Origin of the sequence: Methylobacterium sp. CCH7-A2, assembly GCF_001557075.1 — a bacterium.
In the GTDB taxonomy this organism is placed as follows: Bacteria; Pseudomonadota; Alphaproteobacteria; order Rhizobiales; family Beijerinckiaceae; genus Allobosea; species Allobosea massiliensis.
In genome coordinates this window covers 22278-46427 of record NZ_LSKN01000282.1, presented here as the reverse complement: position 1 = coordinate 46427, position 24150 = coordinate 22278, and the positions used below count along the sequence as shown (strand labels likewise).

Sequence of the window (24150 nt, the reverse complement as noted above, 5' to 3'; positions counted from 1 at the left end):
GCGGGTCATGAGCTTCAATGCCCGCATCAGCCTGCCGGCCCAGGCCAAGGCCGGCGAGATCGTCGAGATCAAGGTCCTCACCCGCCATCCGATGGACCGCGGCGGCCAGTCCGACGGCAAGGGCGGCACGGTGCCGCGCAAGATCCTGAATCGTCTGACCGCAACCTATGCCGGCGAGACGATCTTCCGCCTCGACATGCATACCGGCGTCGCCGCCAACCCCTTCGTCTCCTTCACGACGCGGGCGATAGAAACCGGCGACATCGTCTTCGAGTGGCGCGAGGACGGCGGCGCGACCTACACCCGCACCGCCCGGCTGACCGTGACGTGAGCTTCGCCGGCTTGCGATTGTTCCCGGCCCTCATCCTGAGGAGCCGCGCCAGCGGCGTCTCGAAGGATGGTCCAGAGCGCGCTGGAGCATCCTTCGAGACGCAAGCTTCGCTTGCTCCTCAGGATGAGGGTTGTGGTTCGAGGACACTGGTTGCGAACCTGGTCCCGATAACCCGCGGGTCATCCCGGGCGACCGAAGGGAGACCCGGGATCCATTCCGGAACGCTGTCTCGGATGGGCTCAGGCATGGATCCCGGATCTCCGCTGCGCTGCGTCCGGGATGACCCGCTGGGTTGGGGCGCGATCGGGTTCGTGGTCGCGCTCGTCGGCCTCCTCCTTCAGGCCGCGCCCACCCGCGCCGAGATCAAATCCGGCTCCGACTTCCTCTCGCCCGAACTGCGCCGGCAGCAGGCCGACGAGACGCGCAATCCCGGCTTCTTCTGGGTCGAGCAGGGGCGCGAACTGTTCACGCGACGGCCGGCGGGCGAGGGGCAGGCGTGCATCGCCTGCCATGTCGAGCCGCAGCAGAGTCTGCGCGGGGCTGCCACGCGCTACCCGCAGGTCGATGCCGCCACCGGCCGGCTGCTGAATCTCGAAGGCCGGATCGAGCAGTGCCGGGTCGAGCGGCAGGCGCAGTCCGCCTTCGGCTACGAGACGCCGGAACTGCTCTCGCTAACCGCCTATCTGGCCTCGCTCTCGCGCGGCCTGCCGATGCAGGTCACGACCGACGGGCCGGCGAAGGATTTCTACGAGGCCGGCAGGGCCTTCTTCGAGCGCCGTCAGGGCCAGCTCAACCTCTCCTGCCAGCAATGCCATGACGGGCTCGTCGGCCAGAAGCTGCGCGGCGACACGATCAGCCATGGCGCCGGCACCGGCTATCCCGCCTACCGGCTGGAATGGAACGAGGTCGGCTCGTTGCACCGGCGCCTGCGGGCCTGCTCGCTCGGCGTGCGCGCGACGCAGTTCGACGCGGGCGGGCCGGAATATCTCGCGCTGGAGCTCTTCCTCGCCGCCCGCGCGAGAGGCCTTCCCGTCGAGACGCCAGCCATGCGGCGCTGATCGGTCTAGCCCGGGTCCCGTCATCGCCCTGTCATGGACCGGTCGTCACAAGCGGTGACGATCCTGTTTCAGCGGGTTTCCCCGGCCGATGCTGCGTTTCCTCGCTTTGCGTGCTGCCCGTGCGCTGCTGACCGTTCTGATTTGCGTGTCCGCGGTCTTCCTCGCGCTGCGGCTGGCGGGCGACCCGGCCGACATCATGCTCTCGATCGACACGCCGCCCGATGTGCGCGCCCATTACCGCGAGCTCTGGGGGCTCGAGCGGCCGCTGATCGAGCAGTATGGGCGCTATCTCGCCGCCGTCGCGCAGGGCGATTTCGGCCTCTCCTTCGGCGACGACCGCCCGGCCTTCGAGGCGGTGCGCGAGGCGCTGCCCAAGACTTTTCTGCTCGGCGGGTCGGCCCTGCTGCTGGCGCTGCTGATCGGCCTGCCGCTCGGCGTGTTGGCGGCGCTACGGCACAACAGCGCCATCGACCGGCTGGCCATGGCCTCCGCCGTCTTCGGCTATGCGATCCCGGTCTTCTTCCTCGGCATCCTGCTGATCCTGCTGTTTGCGCTGAAGCTGCGGGTGCTGCCCTCGGCGGGCTCGGAGACGGCCTGGCATCTGGTGCTGCCCATGGTCACGCTGGCGCTGCCGCTGGCGGGGCGCCTGGCGCGCTTCGCGCGAACCTCGACGCTGGAGGTCCTCGGCAAGCCCTTCATCCGCGCCGCCCGCGGCCGGGGCGTGATGCCGCTTGCCGTGATCCTGCGCCACGCCTTGCCCAATGCGGCCGTGCCTCTTCTGATGTTCCTCGGCATCGAGATCGGCGGCATCCTCGCCGGCAGCGCCGTGGTCGAGACGATCTTCGCCTGGCCCGGCATCGGCCGGCTGCTGGTCGATTCGGTCTCGACGCGCGATCTCGCCGTCGTGCAGGCGGTGATCCTGACGGTGACGGTCATCATGGTCGCCGCCAATCTGCTGGTCGACATCCTTCACATCCTGATCGATCCGCGCCTCGGCGGCTTCGCCCGCGTCACCGGAAAGCCGGCCTGATGGCGAGCCTCGACGCCGTCTCCCTCCCGGCCTCCGGGGGCCGTCTGCACCGTCCGATGTCCCCCGTCGTCGGTCTGTCGGCCGGCTTCCTCGCGGCCGTGGTGGTCGTCGCGCTGCTCGCCGACTGGCTGGCGCCGATCCACTACACCACGCAGAACCTCGCAGCCCGGCTCAAGCCTCCCTTGTTCGAGAGCGGTGGCGTCACCCATTGGCTCGGCACGGACCAGCTCGGCCGCGACATCCTGAGCCGGCTGATCTTCGCGATCCGCACCTCGATCCTGATCGCCGTGCTGGGCACGCTGATCGGTGCCGTCTTCGGCACGCTGCTCGGCTTCCTCGCGGCCCGCTGCCGCGGCCTCGTCGATCAGGCGATCATGATGGCGGTCGATGCCCAGGCGGCGATCCCGGCCCTGTTCCTGGCGCTGACCATGCTCGCCTTCTTCGGCAACAACATCCTGCTCTTCATCGTGCTGGTGAGCATCGACGGCTGGGACCGCTATACGCGCCTTGCCCGCGGTCTCGTCATCTCCGAGCAGGAGAGCGACTACATCAACGCCGTCGAGGGGCTGGGCGCCTCGACGGCACGCGTCATGCTCGGTCATCTCCTGCCGAACATCGTCGCGGCGCTGGTCGTCCAGGCGACGCTGAACTTCCCCGGTACGATCCTGCTCGAGACCTCGCTGTCCTTCCTCGGCCTCGGCGTCCAGCCGCCGGAGACATCGCTCGGCCTGATGCTGGGCGAGGGACGGCGCTACCTGCTGAATGCCTGGTGGATCGCAGTCTTTCCGGGCCTCGCCATCTTCCTGACGACGCTGTCGATGAGCCTGTTCGGCGACTGGCTGCGCGACCGGTTCGACCCCACCACCCAGCGGACCTGACCATGCCGTCTTCCGTCGCGGCGCCGCCGTCCCGCCCGCTCGCCATCGCCCATCGCGGCGGCGCCCTGCTCGCAGCCGAGAACACGGCGGCAGCATTCACACGCGCCGCCGCCATCGGGGCCGACTGGGTCGAGACCGACCTTCGCCGGAGCAGAGACGGTTCGCTCGTCTGCCTGCACGATGCGGATCTGCTGCGGCTCGCGGGGGACCCGCGCCGCGTCGCCGAGACGGATCTGGCAACGCTGCGCCTCCTGGTGCCGGGGCTGATGACATTGCCGGAGGCGATCGCCGCGTCCGCCCCGCTCGGGCTCCTGCTCGACGTGAAGACGGCCGATCCCGCGCTTGTCCCCGAGATCCTGGCGGCGCTGGAGGAGGGCGGGGCACGGCGACGCGCGGTCCTCGGGCTCCGAGACCTTGGCCAGATCGCGGCGGCGCGGGCGCTCGATCCTGCCATCGCGATCCTCGGCCTGCTGGCCGATCCGGACGGCGCCGAGGCGGCCCGCCGGGCCGGCGCCGGCTGGTTCCGGCTCTGGCAGGGCCAGGCCAGCGCCCGGCGCATCGCAGCCGCCAGAGCGGTGGGGCTGAAGGTCGCGATCATGGTCGGCCAGCCGCGCACGCGGCCGGAGCCTGGCTATCCGCCCTTCGGCGTCGGCGGCATTGATGCGGCAGGCCTTGAGCAGGTGCTGGCCCTGCGCCCCGATGCCGTGATGCTCGACGACCCGCGCGTGCTTCTGGCGGCCCGGCCTGTCACCGGCCTGTCGTCAAGCTGAGGCAAGCGGACACCAGCGCGCAGGCGGCCGCCGGCGGCCTGCGCCAGCCCCTGCGAGGACCGCCATGACCCTGATCTCCCGCCGCCGCTTCCTGGAGGCCGCCGCCGCCGCGCCGGTGCTCGCCGGCTCGCCGCTCGCCTTCGCCCAGGCCGACAGGCGACCGAACTTCACCGTCGCCGTCGCCGATCTGCCGGCGACGCTGGAACCGGCTCGCGAGCTGTCCAATGTCGGGACCCGCGTCACCTATTCCATCTTCGACACGCTGATCCGGCGCGACTTCCTCGGCGCCGCCGATGGCGGCGGCTCGCAGCTCAAGCCGCATCTGGCGACGACATGGGAGCGGGTCTCGCCGCAGGAGCTGGTGGTGACGCTGCGCCAGGGCGTCAAGTTCCACAATGGCGACGAGCTGACCTCGGAGGACGTCGCCTACACCTTCCGTGACGGCCGCCTCTGGGGCGAGAAGGCGCAGATCCCGGGCGGACGGGCCTATTTCGGCGTGCTGGCCGGCGTCGAGCCGATCGACCGCTACACGGTGCGCTTCCGCACCCGCGTGCCCGACGTTCTGCTGGAGCAGAGGCTCGCCTCCTGGTGCGCCTGGATCGTCAACAAGCGCGCCTATGAGGCGATGGGCTTCGAGGCCTATTCGCGCAAGCCGGTGGCGACCGGGCCTTATCGCGTCGTGTCGCATGCCGCCGCAGAAGCGACGGTGCTGGAGGCCTTCGACGACTACTTCATGGGCAAGCCGACGGCGCGCCGCGTCACGTTCCGGCGCGTGCCCGAACTGGCCGCGCGTGTCGCCGGGCTCGTCGCCGGAGACTATGACCTGATCACCAACATCCCGCCCGACCAGATGAGCGTCGTCGGCGCCTACAAGGACATCGAGGTCCGTTCCGTGGTGCTGGCCAATGTCCATGTGCTGGCCTTCAACGAGCAGGACAAGGTGCTGGCCGACAAGCGCATCCGTCAGGCGCTGTCGCTGGCGATCGACCGTCAGAAGCTGGTCGACACGCTGTGGCAGGGCACGGCGCAGGTGCCGGCTGGCCACAACTACCCCGAATACGGGCAGATGTTCGTCGAAGGCCGCAAGCTCGCTTACGATCCCGCCAAGGCCAGGGCGCTGCTGCAGGAGGCCGGCTACAAGGGCGAGCCGATCGTCTACCGCACCATGGCGAACTACTACACCAATGCGCTGGAGGCGGCGCAGATCCTGGTCGAGCAGTGGAAGGCGGTCGGTCTCAACGCTTCGCTGCAGGTCGTCGAGAACTCGGCGCAGATGCGCGGGCCGGGCGTCCAGATCTTCAACTGGTCGAACTCGACGCGCCTGCCCGATCCGCTCGGCGCGATCTGGGTTGCCTGGGGGCCGGCCGGAGAGGTCCAGGTGTCGAAATTCTGGACCTCGACCGCCGCCTTCAACGCCGCCGGGACCGCGCTCGAGGCGGAGACCGATCCGACCCGCCGCAAGGCGCTGTTCACGCAGATGCTCGACATCTTCGAGGACGAGGCACCGGCCACCATCCTCTACCAGCCGAGTGAGGCCTACGCGATCAAGCGCTCGATCGCCTGGCGGCCGACCACCTTCTATTTCATGGATCTGCGGCCGGACAATCTCGCCTTCGCCAAGAGCTGAGAACCGTTCCGGCCGACGGGGACGGGCGGCCGCGGGGCCGCCCGTCTACCCTCACTGCCCGCCGCCCAGAATGAAGCGGCGGCCGTCCTGCTCGACGATCTCGACCGTCTGGCTGAAGGCGCCGCGCCCGGCCGAATAGGACTGGGCATGTGCCTCCTCGCGCGCCGGCTTCGCCAGGTTGCGGCCGACCATGGTCGCCGCCGGCGCGACGCCGAGCAGGCCCAGCACCGTCGGGGCGATGTCGATGATCCCGGCCGGCTCCTGCGAAACAGTGCCGGGCTGATCCGCGTCTCCCCGGGCGACGATCAGCACCGTGTTGAGCTCGTGCGGGTTGATGCCGCCATGCATGCCGCCGCCCAGCGGCACATCGCCGGGCGTCATCGCGCCCAGGCCGGGCAGGCCGTAGGGGTCCGCCTCCAGACCGGATTTCAGGATGAACATCAGCTCGGGCTGGCGCGCATGGCCCGCCCCCATCAGGCCGAGCGAGAGCGTGCCCTCGACCTGGCCTTCGACGCCGTTGCGGTCGGCCGAGAGAACATGGCCGATGGCGGGCTGCTCCATCAGCCAGGCCGCGATGCGGGCGAGCGTCGCGCGGTCGGCGGGATCGCGCAGGCGGATCTCACCGCTGATACCGCCGGTGGCGGTGAGCGCGGCTTCGCCGATCTCCTTTGTGGCGCTGAGGCTGAAGCCGGCCGCGACAGCGGCGTCGAACAGGGGCTCGACCGAGCCGGTCGAGATCTGGCCGTGGTCGGAGGCGGCGATCACGGCGATGCGCTCGGCTTCCCGCTGCGCCTCCACCCAGTCGAGGATGGTCCCGAAGGCACGATCGGCCTCCTTCAGCCCGGCCTTCGCCTCGGGGGATCCGAGGCCGCGGTAATGGAAAGTGGTGTCGGGCTCGTTGAACCAGATCAGCGCGACATCGGGCGCCAGCACGGGCAGCACATGCTCGCTCATCAGCCGGCCGCCATAGGCGAGTTCGGAAATCCGGGGCATCTCCCGCGGCGGCAGCGGGCCGAGAAGGGCGAGCGCCTGCTCGACCGCTTCCGGCGTCTGGGTTGCGCCCGTGCCATGGACGGAAAACGTCCAGTGGCCGTTGGCGCGGGCACGGGAATTGATGAAGTGCGCCGAACCCGGCGAGCCGACATGGACGACGGCAAGGCGCTTGCCGGCCTGCGCCAGCCGGTCGCCCAGGGTCTCGACATCGACCAGCCGGCCCTCGTGATGGGCCTCCGCACGGCGCAGCATCGCGGCGTCGCTGGTGTCGAAGATCCGCTCGGGTATCGCCTCGCGATGGTGGAAGGCGTTGCCGACGATGCCGTGGACGCCGGGCGGGGCGCCTGTGGCGATCGAGGTGGTGGCGACACGGGTCACGGAGGGGAAGACGCTGCGTGCCCGGCGGAACCAGGTGCCGCGCGCGGCCAGCCGCAGCAGGTTCGGCGTCACCTCGGGGCTCAGCATGTCGGGACGAAGACCGTCGAAGACCGCGACGACGACTCGGTCGGCGGGAGGAGTATCGTGCGGGTTCATGGGCAGAGGCTTCCGGCGGGGAGAGGAGACGAGGCGGTCAGGCGGCCGCCGCGACGGCGGGCGCGGCGGGAACGAGATGGCAGGCGGCGAGCCGGCCGTCGGCGCTCGGGCGCAGGGCGGGTTGCTCCTCCCGGCAGCGGGCGACGGCGCGCGGGCAGCGCGGATGGAAGGCGCAGCCGGCCGGCCGGTCGACCGGATTCGGCGGGTCGCCCTGGAGGATGATGCGCTCGCGCGTCCCGCGCAATGCCTTCGGCACCGCCGAGACCAGCGCCTGGGTGTAGGGATGCGCCGGGGCATGGAACAGCGCCTCGGGTGGGCCCTGCTCGACGATCCGGCCAAGATACATCACCGCGACCTCGTCCGCGATCTGCCGCACGACCTTGAGATCATGGCTGATGAAGAGATAGGCCGTGCCGAAACGGGCCTGGAGATCCTGCAGCAGGTTGATGACCTGTGCCGCGACGGAGACGTCGAGCGCGGAGATCGGCTCGTCGCAGACCAGCAGGCCGGGATTCAGCACCAGGGCGCGGGCAAGGACCACCCGCTGCCGCTGCCCGCCGGAGAGTTCGTGCGGATAGCGCGCGAACAGGTCGCGGCGCAGCCCCACCGCCTCGAACAGCGCCAGCGCCTTCTCGCGACGGGCTTCGACATTCACCTCCAGCGCATGGATCGCCAGCGGCTCGACGACCTGATCGCCGACGGGCAGGCGGCGGTCGAGCGCGGCGAGCGGGTCCTGAGGCACCATCTGCATGCGCTGCCGCAGCGCCCGCCAGGCCCGGTCGCGCTGCGCACCGACGGGCCCACCCTCGAAGCGGATCGTCCCGCGCGTCGCCGGCAGCAGGCCGAGAACGAGCTTCGCGGTGGTCGACTTGCCGCAGCCCGACTCGCCGACGATGCCGAGCGTGCGCCCGCCCATGAGCGAGAAGCTGACCCCGTCCACCGCATGCAGCAGCCGGCGACGGCCGTCCGCGAGCGCCACCGGGTATTGGCGGGCCAGATCACGGACTTCCAGCAGCGCGCTCATGACAGGGCCTCGGCCAGGGCGGACATGGCGGGTGGCGTGAGCACCGCGTCGGCCAGCGCCGTTTCGGCCAGCCGCAGGCAGGCCGCCCGGCGGTCCTGCCCGGCATAAGTCAGCGCCGGCACCTCGCTGTGGCAGGCCTCCGCCGCGATCGGACAACGCGGCGCGAAGGCGCAGCCTTCCGGCATGGCCTCCGGCGAAGGCACGGTGCCGGGGATCGGTGTCAGGCGCCGGCGCGGGCCGGTCAGCGTCGGCAGCGCCGCGAGCAGCCCGCGCGCATAGGGGTGACGCGGCCGCGACAGCAATTCCGCCGTCGGCGCCGTCTCGACGATGCGGCCGGCATACATCACGGCCACCCGGTCGCAGAGATCGGCGACCACGCCGAGATCATGCGAGATCAGCACCAGCCCCATGCCCGTCTCGGCGCGAATGTCGCGGATCAGGTCGAGGATCTGGGCCTGGATGGTCGCGTCGAGCGCAGTCGTTGGCTCGTCCGCGACCAGCACTTCGGGCTGCCCGGCGAGGGCGAGCGCGATCATCACGCGCTGGTTCATGCCGCCGGAGAATTCATGGGGATACTGCCCCAGCCGGCGCTGTGCGTCGGCGATGCCGACACGGTCGAGCAGCCGCAGCGCCTCGGCCCGGGCCGCAGCCCCGCGCAGGCCGCGATGCAGCGCCAGCACCTCGCCGAGCTGCGTCCCGATCCGCTGCACCGGGTTGAGCGAACTGGTCGGGTCCTGGAAGATCAGGCCGATCCGACCGCCGCGGACGCGGGCGATCTCTCGCTCGCCGAGACGGGTGAGATCCATGCCCTGCAGCCGCACCGCGCCCCGTGTGGCGACGCCGCGGCCGAGCAGGCGCAGCGCCGCGAGCCAGGTCACGCTCTTGCCGCAGCCGGATTCGCCGACGATGCCGAGCGCCTCTCCGGGGGACAGCGTCAGGTCGATGCCGCGCACGACGTCGACCGGCCCGTCGCGACCGGGGAAGGCGACGCCGAAATCCCGCAGCTCGAGCAGCGGGTCGTGGGCGCCAGCCTGGCGAGGATCGGAAGCGGGCTGCGGAAACACCGTCATGACGCCGCAGATACAGCCCGCTCCATGACCGTCTCGTGACGGTGGCCATCCCGCATTTGCCGCGCGCCGCCGCCTGTGGTTTGCGTGGAGCGAACCGCGCGAGCGGGACCGACGGAGCCGTGCCGTGAACAGCCGCCAGATCGAGATCTTCGTCGCCGTCATGAAGGCCGGCACGATCTCGCGCGCGGCCGAATTGCTCGGCGTCACCCAGCCCGGCGTCAGCCGCACCATCGCCGATCTCGAAGCCTCCGTCGGTTTCCTGCTGTTCGACCGGGTGCGCAACCGCATCGTGCCGACGCCGGAGGGCCGTCTGCTCTATGACGAGGTCCAGGCCGCCTTTCGCGGTATGGACAAGATCCGCTCCGCCGCCGCCCGCATCCGCGACCATGGCGCCGGCCAGATCCGGGTCGCCTCGCTCTCGGCACTGGGCTCCTCGCTCGTGCCGCGAGCCGTCAGGCGCTTCCGCGACCGGCGCCCGGATACGGCGGTGACGCTGATGGTGCTGCCCTCGCGCGATGTCCGCAACGGCGTCGTCTCCGGCGAGTTCGATCTCGGTCTCGCCGCCGACGAGGTCGATGTCAGCGGCCTGGTCCACCAGCCCTTCGTGTCGCCGCGCGCGCTCTGCGCGATCCCGCTCGGCCACCCGCTCGCCGAGCACAGCCTGGTGACGCCGCATGATCTCGCCGGGCTCGATTTCGTCGCCTATGTGCCGGAAGACCGGGCGCGCCAACGGCTCGACCTCGCCATCGCAGAGGCCGGCGCTGCGCCGCCGCGCATCGTCGTCGAGACGATCTACGCCGCCACCGTCTTCGCGCTGATTTCCGAAGGGGTCGGCGTCGGCCTTGTCAGCCCCTATGCGATCGCGGGCTTCGATCAATCGCGGATCGTGCTGCGGCCTTTCGAACCCGCCGTGCACAGCAAGAGCGTGCTGCTGCTGCCGGCCGACCGGCCGAAATCGCAGCTGGTGCGGGATTTCATCGACTGTCTGATGGCCGAGCGATGATCCGGCCGTCTCGGCGGCTCGAGGCATAACAACCAGGCATCGTCTTATGCCCGCCGCCTGATTGCGGCGAAGGGGCGATGGCTTACGCATGGGTCCAGAGAGGGATTTTCCATGCACGACCTGACCCGCTGCGTTCACCACCCGGCCGTCAACGAGGAGGGCTATGCCTCGTTGGCCGTGCCGACGCACCGCGCCTCGACCATCGTCTACAAGGATGCGGCGAGCTTCGCGGCGCGCAAATATCGCGGCTTCGACGGCTACACCTACGGGCTGCACGGCACGCCGACGACGCGCACTCTGGAAGCGCAGCTCACCGCACTGCATGGCGGGGTCCGGACCGTGCTGGTGCCCTCGGGCCAGGCGGCCGTGACCATGGTCATGCTCGCCGTGCTGATGCCCGGCGATAGGGTGCTGATCCCCGACCATGTCTATCCGCCGGTGCGCAGCTTCTGCGAGGATTACCTGAAGCCGCGCGGCATCGATTACGGCGTCTACGATCCGCTGATCGGGGCCGGCATCGCCGATCTGATCGACGAGACGACGAAGCTCGTCTGGGTCGAGTCGCCGGGCTCCGGTACGATGGAGGTGCAGGACGTGCCCGCCATCGTGAAGGCCGCCAAGGCGAAGGGCTGTCTCGTCGGCTGCGACAACACCTGGGCGACGCCGCTGATCTTCAAGCCGCTGGCTCATGGCGCCGATTTCGCCTGCGAGGCGCTGACCAAATATGTCGGCGGCCATTCCGACCTGCTGCTCGGCTCGATCACCGTGTCCGACATGGCGCTGCGCCAGAAGCTCAAGGAACTCCTGCGGGGCTTCGGCGTCGGCATCTCGCCGGACGAATGCCAGCTGGCGCTGCGCGGCATCGAGACCATGGGGCTTCGCGTCGCCCATATGGGCCGGGTCTCCGAGGACTTCGCCAAGCGCCTCGCGCATTCGCCGGCGGTTGAGACCGTGTTGCACCCGGCGCTGCCCTCCTGCCCCGGTCATGAACACTGGAAGCGCGACATGGGCCGCTCCTCGGGCGTGTTCAGCCTCGTGCTTAAGCCGGTCGCCGACGACGTGCTGGAAGCCGCGCTGACGGCGCTCAAGGTCTTCGCCATCGGTGCCTCCTGGGGCGGCACGCGCAGCCTGATCGCACCGATGGCGGTGAAGGGCGACCGCAGCGTCGTGCCCTGGACGAAGGAGGGCCCGGTGCTGCGCATCAGCATCGGCCTCGAGGACGAGGACGATCTCTGGAACGACCTCGACGCGCTTCTGATCGCGCTGGAGGGCAGGGCCGGAGCGGCGGCGGCCTGACGGTCACGGACCCGCGGCCGCCAGACGAGCGAAAAGACGACATACCGGACCGATGACGCGGCGGACACGCATTCGCCGCGCGGGGAGAGCTGCGCCCGATTTCGACCGACAACGACAAGGGGAAAGACGATGAAGCACTGGATTCTCGGCCTGGCCGCGCTGGCGGCCGCCACCCTGCCGGCCTCAGCCCAGACGGGCCCGACGCTCGCCAAGATCAGGGAGCGCGGCCACATCATCTGCGGCACCAGCCCTGGCGTCGCCGGCTTCTCGATCCAGGATGCGGCGGGGCGCTGGAACGGCTTCGATATCGACATCTGCCGGGCGCTGGCGGTCGCGATCTTCAACGACCCCGACAGGGCGAAGTTCGTGCCGCTGACCTCGAAGGACCGGCTGATCGCGCTGCAGGGCGGCGAGATCGACGTTCTCCCGCGCACCACGACCTGGACCCTGTCGCGCAATCTCGGCCAGGGCGTCACCTTCACGGCGGTGAACTACTATGACGGCCAGGGCTTCATGGTGGCGAAGACGCTCGGCGTCGCCAGCGCCACCAAGCTCGACGGCGCCTCGATCTGCGTGGCGCAGGGCACGACCAGCGAACTCAACCTCGCCGACTATTTCCGCAAGCTCGGCATGAAATACGAGCCCGCCGCCTTCTCGACCTCGGAGGAGGCGCTGAAGGCCTATGAGGCCGGCCGCTGCGATGCCTACACCACGGACGTCTCTGCACTGGCCGCGGTGAAGCTCAAGCTGCAGAATCCCGACGGGCATGTGGTTCTGCCGGAGGTCATCTCCAAGGAGCCGCTCGGTCCCTGGGTCCGCACCGGCGACGAGGGCTGGTTCAATCTCGTGCGCTGGACAGTCGCGGCGCTGGTCAATGCCGAGGAACTGGGGGTCACCCAGGCCAATGTCCGCGAGATGACCAAATCGGCCAATCCCGAAATCCGGCGTTTCCTCGGTCTGGACGGCAAGTTCGGCGAGGCGATGGGCGTGACCAATGACTGGGTCGTGCGCATCATCGCGACCGTCGGCAATTACGGCGAATCCTTCGACCGCTATCTCGGCAGCCAGTCACGGCTGAAGCTCGCCCGTGGCCCCAACGCGCTCTGGACGCAAGGCGGCCTGCAATACAGCCCGCCCTTCCGGTGAGACGGTCCGGCGCTTGCGGCAGCCTCAGGCCGCCGCGAGCGCCCGCAGCGGCGTGACGATCAGGCGCCCCTGCGGATCGATGGACAGACTCGCCTCGACGCCGAAGACCGAGGCGACCATGGCTGCATCGATCACCCCCTCCGGCTTGCCGCAGCACACCAGCCGGCCCTGGCGCATGACCATGACCGCGTCGGCGAAGCGTGCGGCAATGTTGAGATCGTGCAGGATGACGAGCGTGGTCAGGGACCGCGCGCGGGTCATGCGCAGCACGATCTCCATCACCTCGAGCTGGTGGCGGATGTCGAGCGCGCTGATCGGCTCGTCGAGCAGCAGCAGCGAAGGTTCCGAGGCCAGTGCCTGAGCCAGGAAGACGAGCTGGCGCTGGCCGCCGCTGAGCTCGCCGAGATAGCGCGAGGCGAGCGGCTTGAGGGCAAGCTCGCCCAGAACCGCCTCGACCGCGGCGAGATCGTCGGGCCGCACCCGCAGGCCCAGCCGTCCGAGACGCCCGAGCAGCACGGCCTCCAGCAAGGTCAGCGCGGCGCGCGCGCCGATGTCCTGCGGCATGTAGCCGATCCGCTCCGGCCTGACCGGCGAGCCGTCGAACCTGATCACGCCGTCATGCTTCACCAGCCCGGCGACGGCCTTGACCAGCGAGGACTTGCCCGAGCCGTTGGGCCCGATGACGGCGAGCACCTCGCCGGGATGGGCCGCGACGTCCAGCGCGTCGATCGCCTGTGTCGTGCAGTAGCGGACACTCAGCCCTTCGACGGTCAGCTTCACCAGAAGGCCCTCCGGTTGCGCAGGATCAGCCAGACGAAGAAGGGCACGCCGATCAGCGAGGTGACGATACCGATCGGCACGATCGCGCCGGGCAGAACCGTCTCGCTGGCGATCGACGCCAGCGAGAGCAGCAGCGCGCCAGAGAGCGCCGAGGCCGGCAGGAAGCTGCGCTGGTCCTCGCCGACCAGCATCCGCGCGATATGCGGGGCGACCAGCCCGACGAAGCCGATCGTCCCGACGAAGGCGACGGCGACCCCGGTCAGGGCCGAGATCAGCACGAAGGAGCGCAGCCGCAGCCGCCGGACATCGACGCCCAGCCCCCGCGCCCGCTCGTCGCCGAGCTTCAACGCGGTGAGCCTCCAGACATCGATGATGAGGACGGGGATGCAGGCCGCCAGCACGATCGTGATGATCCAGAGCTTGCTCCAGCTCGCCTTCTGCAGCGAGCCGAACAGCCAGAACACGATCTGCTGCAGCGCCTCGGGCGAGGCGACGAACTGCAGGAGCGCCAGCAGCGCCTGGAACAGGAAGAGCAGCGCGATGCCCGCCAGCACCAGCATCTCGGGCGAGGAATCCCGCGCCTGGCCGATGCCGTAGACCCCCGCGCAGGCGATGGCCGCGAAGAGGAAGGCCATCAGCGGGATGCCCCAGGCCTCGGGCACCGACATGGCGACGCCGAGCACGATGACCAGCGCCGCCCCGAAGCCGGCCCCGGCCGAGACGCCGAGCGTGTAGCTCGACGCCAGCGGGTTGTTCAGGATCGTCTGCATGATCGCGCCGGACAGACCCAGCGCCGCCCCCACCACGAGCGCGACGAAGGCGATCGGCAGGCGGATCGACCAGACGATGGCGTCGACCGTCCGGTCTTGCGCCAGCCCGAACACAGACTTCGCGACGGCGCCGACCGGCAGGAAGGCCGGCCCCGTCGCGACGTCGAGCACGAGGCTGACCAGAATGGCGACGCAGCCGATGGCGAGCACCGCGACGCGGCGCGTGCCCATCGCGGCATAGGTCGCGGTCAGCGATGATGCGCCCCCGGACCCCTCGTTCAGCATGGCGCTCATAACCGCAACATCCAGGTGCCCTCGAACGGGATGGGCAGGAAGCGCTCATGAAACGCCCGTAGCGAGGCGACCGGGTCGATGTCGGCGAAGGGCTCGGGATAGATCTGCTTGGCGATGAACTGCAGCGAGATCCAGTCGGTCAGCGAGCGCACCAGCGAATGCTCGACGGTGTAGACATTTCCCGCCCTGACCGCGGGCAGCGCGTCCCAGCCGGGGCGCGCGAGATAGGGCCGCAAGCTGGCGCGGGCCGTCTCGGGATTGACATCGTAGCCGAGACGCACCGCATGGGGCCGGTTGGCCCAGGACGAGCCGGTGATGAAGATGTGGTCCGGCGCCGCGGCCAAGACCTTCTCGGGTGCGATCGGCACGAAGCCGGCCGGCTGCGCCAGCGCCGCATTGGCGATGTTGTCGGCGCCGATCGTGTCGAGCATGCGGCCCCACATCGTGTCCTTATAGGTGCTGCCGAACTCGCCGGCGCCGAGCCAACCGATCTCGATATAGACCTTGGGCCTGGGCCCCTGGGCCAAGGCAGCCCGACGGCGGATGTCGGCGATCTGCGTCTCGTAGAGCGAGGCCAGTTCCCGCGCCCGCGCCTCGGCGCCGATCGCCTGTCCGATCGCGATGGTGCTGGCGATGTGCTTTTCGAGGCTCTGCGAATTGTAGTCGGCGACGAGGATGGGGATGCCCGCCGCTTCGATCGCGGCCGTAACCGCGCTCGCTCCCGTCATCGCCCAGGGCGGCACGATCACGAGGTCGGGCCGCAGCGCGAGCACCTTCTCCGGCACAAGCACCTCGTTCTCGCCCAGCCCGACATCGGGCAGCGCGGCAAGGCGCGGGATTGCCGCGACGAAGCGCTCATAGGTCTTGGCGCGGTTGACCGCCCATTGATGCTTGCGGAAGCCGACGACGCGCTCCCAGCCGGCCGCCCCGCCGATCGCGGTGAACTCCTCCAGATAGAAGGCGATCACGACCCGCTCGGCGGGTTTGGTCAGCTCGACCTTGCGGCCGACAGCGTCGGTGATGCTGATCGCCGCCTGCGCAGGCCGGGGCAGGGTGGCGACCAGCGGGAGCGCCAACGCGGCGCGGCGGGTCAGTGGAGCGGATGGGGTGGACATGAGAAGCCTCGTCTCGGTGCTGCGGATCAGGGCTTCAACGGCAGCATCCAGGTGCCGCCATAGGAAACGGGCAGGTATTTCGCGTGATAGGCCTTGAAGGACGCCGCCGGATCGACGTCGGCTAAAGCCTCCGGATAGAGCCGCTTGCCGATGTACTGCATCGCCACGAAGTCGAAGAGCGAGCGGCTCAAGCCATGCTCGATCGCGTTGACATTGCCGGCGCGGACAGCGGTCAGATCGGCCCAGCCGGCCCGCGCCGCATAGGGAGCGAGCGAGGCGCGGGTCTGCTCCTCGCTCATCTCGTAGCCGGTCTTCACCGCCTTGGGCTTGTTCGCCCAGGACGAGCCGGCGATGAAGATCGCATCCGGGTCGGCCGCGATGATGGCCTCCGGATTCATCCGCCCCGAGGCGCCGGCCAGCCTGCCGACCGCGATGTTCTCGCTGCCCAGAAGCGTCAGGATTTTGCCCCACATCGTCGTCGCATAGCTGACGCCGACCGTGTCGGCGCCGTCGGGCCCGACCTCGACATAGGTGCGCGGCTTGCGCGCGACCTTGGCCTTCGCGACGCGGGCGAGCACATCGCGATACTGGCTCTCATAGAAGGTCGCGAGTTCTTCGGCGCGGGCGTCATTGCCCGTGACCTTGCCGAGCGCGCGGGTCGAAGCGAGGTGGCGTTCCAGGATCTGGGCGTTGTAGTCGATGACCAGAATCGGGATGCCCGCCGCCTCGATCCGCTCCCGCTCGCTGCCGAGCGCGGTGAACATCCAGTCCGCCACCAGGAAGGCGTCCGGCTTGAGCGCGATCAGCTTTTCCGCGCTGAAGCTGCCATCCTCGATCAGGCCGACATCCGGCATCGCCGCCAGATTGGGGATGACCGCCGTGTAGCGCTTGAAGATGGACGGCCGCCAGCCTTCCCAGGCCGTGCGCGACATGCCGACGACGCTCTGCCAGCCCGCGACGCCGGCCACCGCCGTGAACTCCTCGAAGTTGAAATTCACCACGAGGCGCTTGGCAGGGAGCTCCACCGCGACCTTGCGGCCGAGCGCGTCGGTGATCTCGGTCGGGGCGGCGGTCGCGGCGAAGGGGCTGACGAGAAGCGCTGCTGCGACGAGCAGGGCCCTGAAAGGGGCGATCATGGAAGTCTCCGGGAGGCGCGATGGTGACGAACGAGAGCCGGTGCGGAGCCGCGGCCGGGGGCGCGACTCCGCTGAGCGAGACGTGCCGGGCTCAGGGCTTCAGCGGCAGCATCCAGGTGCCGCTGAAGGAGATCGGCAGGTACTTCTCGTGATAGGCCTTGAAGGACGCGACCGGATCGACGTCGGCGAAAGCCTCCGGATAGAGCCGCTTGCCGATGTATTGCATCGCCACGAAGTCATAGAGCGTGCGGGCGAGACCGTGCTCGATGGCGTTGATGTCGCCCGCCTTGATCGCCTTGAGATCGGCCCAGCCGGGGCGTTGTGCATAAGGAAGCAGGCTGGCGCGGGTTTCACTCTCGGGGATGTCGTAGCCGGTGCGAACCGCCTTGGGCCGGTTCACCCAGGAGGACGACGCCATGAGGATCAGGTCAGGGTTCTCGGCGATCACGGCTTCCGCATTGAGCGGTCCCCAGGGCCCGGGAATCTTGCCGGTGGCGATGTTCTCCGCTCCCAGCGTGGTGATGATCTTGCCCCACATCGTGTTGTTGTAGGTGTTGCCGATCGTCTCGGCCCCGGCCTGGCCGAGCTCGACATAGACCTTCTTGGTCGGGGCGCCGGCCGCCTTGGCCTTTGCGACGCGGGCGAGCACGTCCTCGTACCGGCTCTGGTAGAGCGTCGCCAACTCCTCGGCCCGCGCCTCCTGGCCGGTGACGTTGCCGAGCGCCCGGGTCGAGGCGAGGTGCCGCTCGAGCAGCTGGGCGTTGTAGTCGATGACCACGATCGGGATGCCGGCACCCTCGATCTGGTCCATCTGAGGCTTGGCGGCCTTGTAGCCCCATTCGGACATGAGCAGCACGTCCGGCTTGAGCCCGATGATCTTCTCGGCGCTGAGGCTGTTGTCCTCGGTGAAGCCGACATCCGGCATGGCGGCCAGATTGGGAATCACCGCCTTGTAGCGGTTGAAGATCAGGGGCCGCCAGCCTTCCCAGGGGCCGCGCGAGATGCCGACGACCTTCTGCCAGGCCTCGACGCCGCCGACGGCGGTGAACTCCTCGAAATTGAAGTTCACCACCAGGCGCTTGGCCGGCAGATCGACCGTGACCTTGCGGCCGAGCGCGTCGGTGATCTCGGTGGGGGCGGCGAGCGCGGCCAGGGAGGAGGCCAGCAGTGCCGCGCCGGCCAGAACCGATTTGAACGAGAGATGCATGACGGGTCGCGCTCCGCCGTTCAGTGCTTGTGGCCGGTGTGGCCGGTGTCGCGGGCGCCGACGCCCTGGACGGCGAATTCGACCGCGACCGTGCCGGCCTTCTCGAACTGCAGCGTGCCCTTGACGCGCTCGCCCTCCTTCAGCGGGCGCTTCAGCTCCATGAACATGATGTGGTAGCCGCCGGGCTTCAGCTCGGCCTTCTCGCCGGGCTTGACCTCGAGGCCCTTGTCCAGCGGCCGCATCGTCATGATGCCGTCCTTCACCGCCATCTCATGGATCTCGACGCGGCCGGCGATCTCGGACGAACCGCCGATCAGGCGGTCGGGCGCGCTGCCGTTGTTCTGGACGGTGAGATAGCCGCCGGCGACCTTGGCGCCGCCGGGGGTCGCCCGCGTCCACGGATGGTCGATCTTGAGCGAGCCGAGCGTGTAGTCATGCGCGAGTGCCACCACGCTGGTTAGCGTCAGCATCGCGGCGGCGAGATAGTGGACAGGCTTGTTCATCGTGTTTCTCCGTTGGTTGCGGGCAGTTCTAAGGCCGGATCTCGACCGTTTCGGTGAGGCGGATCATCTCGAAGTCCGAGATCAGGATGGCGAGCTCGACGCTCCAGCGGCCGGGGCGCGGCAGGCTGAGACCCTCGATCCGCCAGACACCATCGGTGCCGCGAATCGCTGGGCGCTCGATCGCCTCGATGCCGGCGGCTGCGTTGGCGAAGGAGAGCGAGAGCTCCTTCGCCGGCAGCGGTCCGAATTCGCCGTTCATCAGCACGATCGCGATGGCGACGGGGCCGGCGCGACCCTGCGTCAGGGTCATGTCGGCCATCGCTTTGAGCGTGTGGATATGGATGGTCGCCGGCTGCGCGGACGCGATGGCAAGCGCCCGCGGCGGCGGGGTGAAGCGCCACAGCGCCGCCGTGCCGAAGATCGCAAGCATCAGGGCGAGTTCCACGGTGACGATGCGCGCCATGACGCGACGAGCGGAAAGCCGTCCCGCCTCGACCTGCGACGTCTGCCGCCAGCGGTTGAATGCGGCGAGCCCCATTACAAGCGCGACCAGCCCGAGCTTGGCCAGCAGCACGCGGCCATAACTCGTCTCGATCAGCCCGGCGGGCCGTTCAACCTGCACCACCGCGAGCACGAGCCCGCTGCCGAGCAGCATCGCGATGACGGCGGGGATGCGCGAGGAAAAGCGCCGCAGCGTCGCGGCTGCGTCGGGCTTGTTCAGGGCTTTGGCCAGCGGCAGCAGGGCGCCGGCCCAGAGCGCGACGCCGGCCACGTGCAGGAACACCGCCGGCCGCATCAGCGCCTGCGGGCTGGCGGCGCTGGCATGGCCGCTCGACGCCAGGGCGAGACCCGCAAGGCCGGCGCCTAAGAGGCCGGCGATGCGCCCTGCCAGCCCTGCCGACCACAGCGCCAGGAACCCGGTCGCCAGCGCGACGGCGGCGATCGCGAGCATCAACGACAAACTGGTTGCGAGGGCGGCGCGCCAGACGGCTGGCTGGAGCAGCGCGCCGAGATCCGCCCCCAGCGCATCGAGCCCCTGGGCGCCGAGCGATGTCGGCAACGCGGCCAGGCCCAGCAGCAGGGCGGCGTTGATGCCGCTCCGCGCCGCGGGCGGAAGCGGAGCGACCCAGGCCGCGAAGACGGCGCCGCCGCAGCCGATGAACAGGCCGAGATAGAGGGCGACGCGACTGGCCCAAAGCAGGATCCGCACCGAGACACCGGCCTGTGCCTCCGCGATCGGCGCCGTCGCGCTCGGCGCGCCGATCGAGAACAGGACCGAACCGCCGACGGGGTGGCCATCCGCCGAAACCACACGCCAGCTCAGGACATGCGTGCCCGCCCCGAGCGCCCCGGGCGCGGAGATGACGAGCATCTGGTCGCGGAGCTGGTAACGATCGAGCGGCCTCGCCTGCCCGTCAGGTCCGATCAGCCGCAGCGCCAGCGGCGACACCGGCTCGCTAAAGGTCAGCGTCAGTTCGGACGGGGCTGAAGGAAGCACGCTGCCATCCGCCGGGCTCGCGCCGTTCAGTGCCGCATGCGCGAACGCGCCGCTCGTCGGGGCGAGGGCAGCGGCAAGCAGTCCGATCAGGACGAGGAAGAGACGCAGGCGAGCGGCCATGACGGTTCCTGGCGGCCGGGCCCGAGGGCCCGGTCGCGGGTTTCGGTTCACTTCTTGGGGGCGAGCTTCAAGCCCGGAGCCGGGAACTTGTAGTCGTCGGAGACCTTGCCGGCGGCGGGGATCTCGATCCAGCGCTCGACGCCACCGCCCTCGCATTCCTGCACGACCGGAATGTAAAGCATCGTGTCGGGCTTGAGGTCGGTCGTCAGGTAACCGCGGAAAACGAACTCGTCATAATGCTCGTCGAGCAGCTTGCCGCCGCTCCAGACCACTTCCTTGACACCCTCGGAGGTTGGCGTGCCGTAGTAGTCATAGGATTTCGCGTACGCGCCCTTGACGGTCTCCAGCGTCCAGCCGGCCTTCGGCATCGGCTTGATCGCAATCACACCTTCCGGAATCTGTACGCGGACCTTGATGGTGGCGGCACCCTTGCAGCCATGGGGCACGCGCGCCACGGCCTTGTAGGTCGAGCCGACGGGCGCTGTCTGCGTCTCCAGCGTGACATGGGCGAAAGCGGGGCCGGCGATGAGCGCGGCGAGGGTGGCAAGAACTGTGCGGATCGACATGAGACTGTCCTTTGGGTGACGAGGCCCCGCAGGGCCGTACGATGGCAGTGGGAAAGGCGAGGCAGCGGCGGGCGGGCGCCGTTGCGGATCAGCCGCGCAGCAGCACGGGCAGGATGTGCGACAGCGCGACCGCGGCGTTGCCGCCGAGCCAGAGCCAGGCGATCTTGAGCGCCGGTTCGAGCGGAACGGCACGATCGACCGCGATCAGCACGACGGCTGCGATCAGCAGACCCGTCGCGAAACACGCACACAGGCGCGTCAGCGGATGGAGGTGCATGGAGGGTGTCCGTGCTGCTCGGCACGGCTGCAGGTCATGATCGCGGGGGATCAGCCTGCGCCGGCCTTGGTCCGGGGGCATGAAGGCCAGCGGGCATCCTGGCGGATGCGCGCGGGCGAAATCAGGCCACGGACGGCGGCGCGCGTGGTTTGGCCGGCGAACGGCCGGCGACATAGCCCTGCGGTGCGTCGAGATGGCGCGCGAAGGCCACGAGATCGACGGGGCGGTGGATGACCGGCAGGAAACTCGCGGCCGGCGCGGGCAGGCCGCCGCCCGTGAGGGCACAGCCGATCACGCAGCAGCTGGTCCGGTCATGCTGGGCTGCGCCCTGGTCGGACGCCGAGGGTGCCGGCATTTCGCCCGGCGCACAGAGCGCCAGAGCCAGCGACCGGTCGAGGCTCGTGCTCGCGGCATGGGCGCCGGAGGCCAGCCCGGTGAACAACGCCTGCAGCACGAGCAGATAGGCCGCGATGATCGCGACCCAACGGCGAGATGCTGCGCTCTGGCGGACTGCGGACAAGGACGGGTCTCCCGGCTCGCTTCCTAGCACCGGGGCGGCGTCTGTCAAAGAGGCGGGGCTGCGGCGGCTTGTCCACCGGGGCCGTTGACAACCGAGTAATGTTATACTGTAACAAAATTCGACGATCACTCCTGGGACTGCCCGCCATGACCGAGGCCCTGTTCATCGACCGCCGCCTGCCCGTGACCGTGCTTTCCGGCTTCCTCGGCGCCGGCAAGACGACCCTGCTGAACCACATTCTCAACAACCGCGAGGGCAAGCGCGTCGCGGTGATCGTCAACGACATGAGCGAGGTCAATATCGACGCCGACCTGGTGCGCGAGGGCGGGGCAGGGCTGTCGCAGACCGAAGAGAAGCTCGTCGAGATGAGCAATGGCTGCATCTGCTGCACGCTGCGCGACGATCTGCTGAGCGAGGTGCGCCGGCTCGCCGCCGAGAAGCGCTTCGACTACCTGCTGATCGAGGGCACGGGCATCGCCGAGCCCTTGCCGATCGCGGCGACCTTCTCCTTCCGCGACGAGGACGACCAGTCGCTGGACGATGTCGCGCGGCTCGACACGATGGTCACCGTCGTCGACGCGCTCAACCTGTTGGCCGATTACGACAGCCGCGACTTCCTGGCCGACCGCGGCGAGACGGCGGGCGAGGGCGATGGCCGCACGCTGGTCGATCTCCTGGTCGAGCAGATCGAGTTCGCCGACGTGGTCGTCATCAACAAGATAGGCGAGGCCACGCCCGAGCAGCGCGAGAAGGTGCGGCAGGTCGTACGCGGATTGAACGGCGATGCCCGGATCGTCGAGGCCGATTTCGGCCGCGTGCCGCTGGCCGCCGTGCTCGACACCAGGCTCTACAGCGAGGAACGCTCGCAGGAGCATCCGCTCTGGCACAAGGAACTGTTCGGCTTCAAGGATCACGTCCCGGAGACGGAGGAATACGGCATCCGCTCCTTCGTCTACCGGGCCCGCCGCCCGTTTAACCCGCGCAAGCTCTACGATCTCCTGGAGCAACGCCTGCCAGATGTGATCCGCGCCAAGGGCCATTTCTGGCTGGCGACGCGGCCGCGCTGGGTGGGGGAGTATTCGCTCGCCGGCCGCATCACCCGCACCGAGGGCATGGGCAGCTGGTGGGCGGCGGTGCCCAAGGAGCGCTGGCCGCGCTCGGAGGAATTCGTCTCGCTGATGCGCAGGCACTGGTCGCCGACCTGGGGCGACCGGCGCCAGGAACTGGTCTTCATCGGCACGCAGGCGATGGACGAGGCGGCCATCCGCGCGATGCTCGACGCCTGCCTTACCGGCAGCGCTGCAACCGGCATGACGCAGTCCCTCCTCGCGCTCGAGGATCCCTTCCCGGCCTGGGACCGGCAGGCCGCGTAAGCCATGCGCGATCTCGAAAAGACCGGGCGCTGCGCCGCGCCCGCGACCGCCTGCGACATTCTGTCTTGCGGCGCAGCATCCGGCATGCTCTTTTCGCCGCGTCGGTTCCCGAGAGGGATCAAAAGGGAATCCGGTGCGCGCCCGTCAGGGCGCAAATCCGGAGCTGCCCCCGCAACTGTCAGCGGCGAGCGACGTTCGATCATGCCACTGGGTTCGCCCGGGAAGGCCGGACGCAGCATCGACCCGCGAGCCAGGAGACCTGCCGACGTCGTGAAGCCAATCGACCGGGCGGGGTGCCCCGGAAGGAGCTCTGATGACGGTCGCTCTCCCGCGCGGGCTTGTCGCGCGTCCGGAACGCAACGGCGCCACAGCACCGACCGCTCCCCGCTCGCGGGAGCCCGGTGACGGATGCTGCAGGAATCAACCCTAGACGCCGCGCAAGCGGGTTCGAATTTCGGCCTCAAGGACGAGATTCGTGCCTATTGGTCGAAGCGCGCCGAGACCTTCGATCTCTCCTACGGCCATAAGATCCGCTCGCGCGGCGAACTCGACGCCTGGTCGCGGCTGATCGCGCGCCATGCGCCGATCGGACCGGGCGACCGCGTGCTCGAACTCGCCTCCGGCACCGGCGAGGTCACGCGGGTGCTGCTCGGCTTCGGCTGCAGCGTCGATGCCATCGATCTCTGCGAGCCGATGATCGAGCGGGCGAAGGCGAAACATCGTGGCTCCGCCGTGCGCTTTCATCTCGGCGATGCCGAGAACACGATGATGCCGGACGCCCGCTACGATCTGGTGATCTGCCGCCATCTGGTCTGGACCCTCCTCGATCCCCAGGCCGCGCTGGCCGACTGGCTGCGCGTGCTGAAGCCCGGCGGGGCCGTGGTCGTGATCGATGGCGACTGGGTCAACCGCTCGCGGCGCGCAAGGCTGCTCCAGCGCCTTTCGCAATGGCTGGATCGCCTGACCGGCGCGCCGCGCCTCTGGGACGAGCAGGCCCATCAGCGAATCATGCGCGGTGTCTTCTTCCGCGACGGGCTGAAGGCCCCCGCCCTGCAGGCGATGCTGCAGGCGGCGGGTTTCGCCGATATCCGCACCGGCCCTTTGACGGGCATCAAGCGCCGGCAATTCGCCGCCGCCTCCTGGAGCGAGCGACTGCGCCTGCTAGCCACCTATGACGACACCTTCATCCTGTCCGCCCGCAAACCTCGTTGAAGCCTGGTTCCCGGAGAGC

Annotated in this window: 24 protein-coding genes and 1 riboswitch; of the genes, 11 read left to right on the top strand and 13 right to left on the bottom strand. The window is 69.4% G+C overall.

What is annotated here, in order from left to right:
- Positions 1–7 precede the first annotated feature (7 nt).
- The 6 genes from soxZ to AX750_RS20925 all read left to right on the top strand — a co-directional run bounded on the left by soxZ (position 8) and on the right by AX750_RS20925 (position 5694).
- A complete protein-coding gene (gene soxZ / locus AX750_RS20950; RefSeq protein WP_066723356.1) occupies positions 8–331 on the top strand; it encodes a thiosulfate oxidation carrier complex protein SoxZ in 324 nt (107 codons plus the stop codon).
- A gap of 245 nt (positions 332–576) precedes the next feature.
- Positions 577–1389, top strand: coding sequence for a sulfur oxidation c-type cytochrome SoxA (gene soxA, locus AX750_RS20945; RefSeq protein ID WP_066723353.1), 813 nt, complete (start codon positions 577–579; stop codon positions 1387–1389).
- Positions 1390–1477: 88 nt separating this feature from the next.
- Positions 1478–2419: an ABC transporter permease gene (locus tag AX750_RS20940; RefSeq protein WP_066723350.1), complete on the top strand. Its 942-nt coding sequence runs from the start codon at positions 1478–1480 to the stop codon at positions 2417–2419.
- Positions 2419–3297: an ABC transporter permease gene (locus AX750_RS20935; RefSeq protein ID WP_066723348.1), complete on the top strand. Its 879-nt coding sequence runs from the start codon at positions 2419–2421 to the stop codon at positions 3295–3297. The genes AX750_RS20940 and AX750_RS20935 overlap by 1 nt, the downstream gene beginning before the upstream one ends.
- 2 nt (positions 3298–3299) lie before the next feature.
- Positions 3300–4067: a glycerophosphodiester phosphodiesterase family protein gene (locus AX750_RS20930; protein WP_066723346.1), complete on the top strand. Its 768-nt coding sequence runs from the start codon at positions 3300–3302 to the stop codon at positions 4065–4067.
- Between the two features lie 64 nt (positions 4068–4131).
- Positions 4132–5694: an ABC transporter substrate-binding protein gene (locus tag AX750_RS20925; protein ID WP_066723343.1), complete on the top strand. Its 1563-nt coding sequence runs from the start codon at positions 4132–4134 to the stop codon at positions 5692–5694.
- A 51-nt stretch (positions 5695–5745) separates the two neighbouring features.
- On the opposite strand, the gene AX750_RS20920 is transcribed toward AX750_RS20925, so the two are convergent.
- Genes AX750_RS20920 through AX750_RS20910 form a run of 3 tightly spaced genes read right to left on the bottom strand, consistent with a single transcriptional unit; the run spans position 5746 to position 9315 of the window.
- The gene (locus tag AX750_RS20920; protein ID WP_066723341.1) at positions 5746–7221 is read right to left on the bottom strand and encodes an alkaline phosphatase family protein; all 1476 of its coding nucleotides are present in this window, start codon (positions 7219–7221) and stop codon (positions 5746–5748) included.
- A gap of 37 nt (positions 7222–7258) precedes the next feature.
- Complete coding sequence (locus AX750_RS20915) at positions 7259–8245, bottom strand: oligopeptide/dipeptide ABC transporter ATP-binding protein (RefSeq protein ID WP_066723338.1); 987 nt, start codon at positions 8243–8245, stop codon at positions 7259–7261.
- Positions 8242–9315, bottom strand: coding sequence for an ABC transporter ATP-binding protein (locus AX750_RS20910; protein ID WP_066723335.1), 1074 nt, complete (start codon positions 9313–9315; stop codon positions 8242–8244). The genes AX750_RS20915 and AX750_RS20910 overlap by 4 nt, the downstream gene beginning before the upstream one ends.
- 124 nt (positions 9316–9439) lie before the next feature.
- Here AX750_RS20910 and AX750_RS20905 point away from each other — a divergent pair, with 124 nt between their 5' ends.
- The 3 genes from AX750_RS20905 to AX750_RS20895 all read left to right on the top strand — a co-directional run bounded on the left by AX750_RS20905 (position 9440) and on the right by AX750_RS20895 (position 12760).
- Positions 9440–10318 carry a LysR substrate-binding domain-containing protein gene (locus AX750_RS20905; RefSeq protein ID WP_066723332.1) on the top strand — a complete coding sequence of 293 codons (879 nt, stop codon included), beginning with the start codon at positions 9440–9442 and terminating at the stop codon, positions 10316–10318.
- A 111-nt stretch (positions 10319–10429) separates the two neighbouring features.
- On the top strand, positions 10430–11614 hold the full coding sequence (metC, locus tag AX750_RS20900) for a cystathionine beta-lyase (RefSeq protein WP_066723329.1): 1185 nt from the start codon (positions 10430–10432) through the stop codon (positions 11612–11614).
- Between the two features lie 129 nt (positions 11615–11743).
- On the top strand, positions 11744–12760 hold the full coding sequence (locus AX750_RS20895; RefSeq protein WP_066723313.1) for an amino acid ABC transporter substrate-binding protein: 1017 nt from the start codon (positions 11744–11746) through the stop codon (positions 12758–12760).
- A gap of 24 nt (positions 12761–12784) precedes the next feature.
- On the opposite strand, the gene AX750_RS20890 is transcribed toward AX750_RS20895, so the two are convergent.
- The 10 genes from AX750_RS20890 to AX750_RS20845 all read right to left on the bottom strand — a co-directional run bounded on the left by AX750_RS20890 (position 12785) and on the right by AX750_RS20845 (position 21546).
- On the bottom strand, positions 12785–13540 hold the full coding sequence (locus AX750_RS20890; protein ID WP_066723310.1) for an ABC transporter ATP-binding protein: 756 nt from the start codon (positions 13538–13540) through the stop codon (positions 12785–12787).
- A complete protein-coding gene (locus tag AX750_RS20885) occupies positions 13537–14604 on the bottom strand; it encodes an iron ABC transporter permease (protein WP_082735064.1) in 1068 nt (355 codons plus the stop codon). Before AX750_RS20885 ends, AX750_RS20890 begins: the two co-directional genes overlap by 4 nt.
- Entirely contained in the window at positions 14601–15719 is a 1119-nt protein-coding gene (locus AX750_RS20880; protein ID WP_067254935.1) for an ABC transporter substrate-binding protein, read from the bottom strand. The genes AX750_RS20885 and AX750_RS20880 overlap by 4 nt, the downstream gene beginning before the upstream one ends.
- Before the next feature lie 26 nt (positions 15720–15745).
- Positions 15746–16855 carry an ABC transporter substrate-binding protein gene (locus tag AX750_RS20875; RefSeq protein ID WP_066723304.1) on the bottom strand — a complete coding sequence of 370 codons (1110 nt, stop codon included), beginning with the start codon at positions 16853–16855 and terminating at the stop codon, positions 15746–15748.
- A 91-nt stretch (positions 16856–16946) separates the two neighbouring features.
- The gene (locus AX750_RS20870) at positions 16947–18062 is read right to left on the bottom strand and encodes an ABC transporter substrate-binding protein (RefSeq protein ID WP_066723302.1); all 1116 of its coding nucleotides are present in this window, start codon (positions 18060–18062) and stop codon (positions 16947–16949) included.
- Between the two features lie 20 nt (positions 18063–18082).
- Entirely contained in the window at positions 18083–18565 is a 483-nt protein-coding gene (locus AX750_RS20865; RefSeq protein WP_066723300.1) for a copper chaperone PCu(A)C, read from the bottom strand.
- A 28-nt stretch (positions 18566–18593) separates the two neighbouring features.
- Positions 18594–20183, bottom strand: coding sequence for a copper resistance CopC/CopD family protein (locus AX750_RS20860; protein WP_066723298.1), 1590 nt, complete (start codon positions 20181–20183; stop codon positions 18594–18596).
- Positions 20184–20230: 47 nt separating this feature from the next.
- Entirely contained in the window at positions 20231–20749 is a 519-nt protein-coding gene (locus AX750_RS20855; protein ID WP_066723292.1) for a YcnI family protein, read from the bottom strand.
- Positions 20750–20837: 88 nt separating this feature from the next.
- Positions 20838–21026, bottom strand: coding sequence for a hypothetical protein (locus tag AX750_RS20850; RefSeq protein ID WP_066723289.1), 189 nt, complete (start codon positions 21024–21026; stop codon positions 20838–20840).
- 121 nt (positions 21027–21147) lie between these two features.
- Positions 21148–21546, bottom strand: a complete 399-nt coding sequence (locus tag AX750_RS20845) for a DUF2946 family protein (RefSeq protein ID WP_066723286.1) — start codon at positions 21544–21546, stop codon at positions 21148–21150.
- A gap of 146 nt (positions 21547–21692) precedes the next feature.
- Between AX750_RS20845 and AX750_RS20840 the strand changes: the two genes are divergently transcribed.
- Together AX750_RS20840 and AX750_RS20835 are read left to right on the top strand one after the other, a co-directional pair.
- Positions 21693–22919, top strand: coding sequence for a GTP-binding protein (locus AX750_RS20840; protein WP_066723283.1), 1227 nt, complete (start codon positions 21693–21695; stop codon positions 22917–22919).
- Positions 22920–23004: 85 nt separating this feature from the next.
- A riboswitch (cobalamin riboswitch) is annotated at positions 23005–23201 on the top strand.
- 126 nt (positions 23202–23327) lie between these two features.
- Positions 23328–24131: a class I SAM-dependent methyltransferase gene (locus AX750_RS20835; RefSeq protein ID WP_066723280.1), complete on the top strand. Its 804-nt coding sequence runs from the start codon at positions 23328–23330 to the stop codon at positions 24129–24131.
- Positions 24132–24150 lie beyond the last annotated feature (19 nt).

Excerpts from the sequence above, each read along its gene's own strand:
- AX750_RS20920 (WP_066723341.1), bottom strand. The coding sequence starts at position 7,221 with ATGAACCCGCACGATACTCCTCCCGCCGACCGAGTCGTCGTCGCGGTC.
- AX750_RS20885 (WP_082735064.1), bottom strand. The coding sequence starts at position 14,604 with ATGAGCGCCATGCTGAACGAGGGGTCCGGGGGCGCATCATCGCTGACC.
- AX750_RS20935 (WP_066723348.1), top strand. The coding sequence starts at position 2,419 with ATGGCGAGCCTCGACGCCGTCTCCCTCCCGGCCTCCGGGGGCCGTCTG.
- AX750_RS20850 (WP_066723289.1), bottom strand. The coding sequence starts at position 21,026 with ATGCACCTCCATCCGCTGACGCGCCTGTGTGCGTGTTTCGCGACGGGT.
- AX750_RS20835 (WP_066723280.1), top strand. The coding sequence starts at position 23,328 with ATGCTGCAGGAATCAACCCTAGACGCCGCGCAAGCGGGTTCGAATTTC.
- AX750_RS20865 (WP_066723300.1), bottom strand. The coding sequence starts at position 18,565 with ATGAACAAGCCTGTCCACTATCTCGCCGCCGCGATGCTGACGCTAACC.
- AX750_RS20940 (WP_066723350.1), top strand. The coding sequence starts at position 1,478 with ATGCTGCGTTTCCTCGCTTTGCGTGCTGCCCGTGCGCTGCTGACCGTT.
- AX750_RS20910 (WP_066723335.1), bottom strand. The coding sequence starts at position 9,315 with ATGACGGTGTTTCCGCAGCCCGCTTCCGATCCTCGCCAGGCTGGCGCC.
- soxA (WP_066723353.1), top strand. The coding sequence starts at position 577 with ATGGATCCCGGATCTCCGCTGCGCTGCGTCCGGGATGACCCGCTGGGT.
- AX750_RS20880 (WP_067254935.1), bottom strand. The coding sequence starts at position 15,719 with ATGTCCACCCCATCCGCTCCACTGACCCGCCGCGCCGCGTTGGCGCTC.
- AX750_RS20895 (WP_066723313.1), top strand. The coding sequence starts at position 11,744 with ATGAAGCACTGGATTCTCGGCCTGGCCGCGCTGGCGGCCGCCACCCTG.
- AX750_RS20875 (WP_066723304.1), bottom strand. The coding sequence starts at position 16,855 with ATGATCGCCCCTTTCAGGGCCCTGCTCGTCGCAGCAGCGCTTCTCGTC.
- soxZ (WP_066723356.1), top strand. The coding sequence starts at position 8 with ATGAGCTTCAATGCCCGCATCAGCCTGCCGGCCCAGGCCAAGGCCGGC.
- metC (WP_066723329.1), top strand. The coding sequence starts at position 10,430 with ATGCACGACCTGACCCGCTGCGTTCACCACCCGGCCGTCAACGAGGAG.
- AX750_RS20870 (WP_066723302.1), bottom strand. The coding sequence starts at position 18,062 with ATGCATCTCTCGTTCAAATCGGTTCTGGCCGGCGCGGCACTGCTGGCC.
- AX750_RS20930 (WP_066723346.1), top strand. The coding sequence starts at position 3,300 with ATGCCGTCTTCCGTCGCGGCGCCGCCGTCCCGCCCGCTCGCCATCGCC.
- AX750_RS20840 (WP_066723283.1), top strand. The coding sequence starts at position 21,693 with ATGACCGAGGCCCTGTTCATCGACCGCCGCCTGCCCGTGACCGTGCTT.
- AX750_RS20860 (WP_066723298.1), bottom strand. The coding sequence starts at position 20,183 with ATGGCCGCTCGCCTGCGTCTCTTCCTCGTCCTGATCGGACTGCTTGCC.
- AX750_RS20915 (WP_066723338.1), bottom strand. The coding sequence starts at position 8,245 with ATGAGCGCGCTGCTGGAAGTCCGTGATCTGGCCCGCCAATACCCGGTG.
- AX750_RS20925 (WP_066723343.1), top strand. The coding sequence starts at position 4,132 with ATGACCCTGATCTCCCGCCGCCGCTTCCTGGAGGCCGCCGCCGCCGCG.
- AX750_RS20855 (WP_066723292.1), bottom strand. The coding sequence starts at position 20,749 with ATGTCGATCCGCACAGTTCTTGCCACCCTCGCCGCGCTCATCGCCGGC.